Source organism: Gordonia sp. i37 (assembly GCF_002043085.1).
Taxonomy (GTDB): Bacteria; Actinomycetota; Actinomycetes; order Mycobacteriales; family Mycobacteriaceae; genus Gordonia; species Gordonia polyisoprenivorans.
This window is the reverse complement of record NZ_MVPX01000270.1, coordinates 1-2065: the sequence shown is the minus strand read 5'-3', so window position 1 is coordinate 2065 and position 2065 is coordinate 1. Positions and strand designations below refer to the sequence as shown.

Annotated in this window: 2 protein-coding genes; both read left to right on the top strand. The window is 69.6% G+C overall.

Features of this window, described 5'->3' with window-relative positions; all coding sequences use genetic code 11:
- A partial coding sequence (locus B1964_RS13345) for a cyanophycin synthetase (RefSeq protein WP_290440698.1) occupies window positions 1-895 on the top strand: 895 nt, incomplete at its 5' end.
- Window positions 892-2065: putative peptidoglycan glycosyltransferase FtsW (locus B1964_RS13340; RefSeq protein WP_139765725.1), on the top strand; the 1174-nt coding region annotated here is incomplete at its 3' end. The genes B1964_RS13345 and B1964_RS13340, both read left to right, overlap by 4 nt.

Sequence of the window (2065 nt, the reverse complement as noted above, 5' to 3'; positions counted from 1 at the left end):
CCCCCCCCCCCCCCCCCCCGCCGACGGTGAGCTCGGGGTTCGCGACGGGGAACTGGTCGACCGCGCGTTCGGCGAAGCAGGCGGGGTGGCAGGGGTCGGAATGGCAGCGGGCACCGCACTCGCCGACGCCGCGGTTATCCGGCCACCTGGTCCGTCCGGTCTGGCCGACGCCCTGGCCGCAGCGGCGTTGGCCCGGTCGATCGGTATCACCCCCGACCCGATCCGATCGGCCCTGGCCGCGTTCCGACCGGCCGCACACCGTGGTGAGGTCGTTGCAGAGCGGGACGGGATCGCCTTCGTCGACGACTCCAAGGCGACCAATCCGCATGCCGCGCAGGCGGCGATCGCCGCCCATCGCCGGGTGGTCCTGATCGCCGGTGGCCTGCTCAAGGGCGCGTCGCTGGCGAGCATGCTCGACGCCGTCGCCGATCGCCTCGCCGGCGTCGTCGCGATCGGGCGCGATCGCGAGCTGGTTGTCGCAGCGATCGCGCGACACGCCCCAGAAGTCCCAACCGTCACAGTGTTCACAGGGGACGATGGCTGCGTGACCGTACAGCGAGAGCTCTCCTTCCCGTCGGGCGTCGATTTGCCCGCAGCTCCGGGTGCCTCCGGCGCCCCGGGTACCTCCGATGTGTCATCGGCATCCGGATCCGTATCGGTACCGGCACCCGCCGGCACCGCGGTGGCGGTGATGGATCGCGCGGTCCACGTCGCGTGGTCCCTTGCCGCTGCCCACCGGGGCGAGGATCGTCCCGACGCGATCCTGCTGGCGCCCGCGGCCGCGTCGCTGGACATGTTCGCCGGCTACGGTCGCCGCGGGGATGCCTTCGCCGACGCCGCACGGTCGCTCGCCGGCGAGGGCGGTGCGGTCGACGCGCAGGCGCAGCGGCGATGAGCGCCGCGTCGACGGACCCATCGTCCGACGAAGCCGACGCGCCCACCGACGACACGGAAGTGGAGTCGCACACCGCCGCCGACGGGACCGCGAACGACAGGGCCGCGAACGACGCGACAGAGACGAGGGAGACCAAGCCCTCGGCACGACGCTCCCGGTCCCGAGCGGATGCGCGAGCGTCCGACACGCGAACGCAGGCCGGTCCGGTCGAGATGGTCGGTACGGCGTTGTCGACGATCGCGGAGGGTACGCGCAGCCTGCTCGGCCGCCCGCTCGCGTCGTATCACCTGATCCTGACGCTGGCGTTCTTGTTGACGGCGTTCGGGCTGGTGATGGTGCTCTCGGCGTCGTCGGTGGAGGGTTATTCCCAGGATGGATCGGCCTACGGTCTGTTCGCGACGCAGGTCGTGTTCGCGCTGCTGGGCGTGGTGGTCTTCTACCTGACGTTGCGACTGCCGGTGCGGTTGTTGCGCCGGATGGCCGCGCCCCTGATGGTGATCACGACGGTGCTGCTGGCGCTGGTGCTGATCCCCGGGGTGGGCACACTCAGCCAGGGTGCCCGACGCTGGTTCGTCATCTCGGGGCTGTCGGTGCAGCCGTCGGAGCTGGTGAAGGTCGCGCTCTGTGTGTGGGGTGCGCATCTGCTGGCGTCGCGGCGTCGGGACAACGCACCACTGAAGGAACTGCTGATCCCGTTGTTGCCGGTCGGTCTGCTGATCTGTCTGCTGATCATCCTCGAGCCGAACCTGTCGACCACGATCACCATCGCGATCATCATCGGCACCCTGCTGTGGTTCGCGGGTCTGCCGATCAAGGTGTTCTCCGCGTTCGCGCTGACGGGTGCGGGCATCGCGATCGTGCTGGCTTTGGTCGAGGGCTATCGCTCGCAGCGCGTGATGAGCTTCCTCGGCGGTATCGACGATCCGCAGGGCGCCGGATACCAGGCCCGTCAGGCGACCTACGCCCTGGCCAACGGCGGTGTGTTCGGGGTGGGGCTCGGACAGAGTCGTGCCAAATGGAACTATCTGCCCAACGCGCACAACGACTTCATCTTCGCGATCATCGGGGAGGAACTCGGGCTGATCGGGGGCCTGCTGGTGGTGGCGCTGTTCGTGATCTTCACCTTCGTCGGTCTGCGCATCGCCCACCGGTCGACCGATCCGTTCCTGC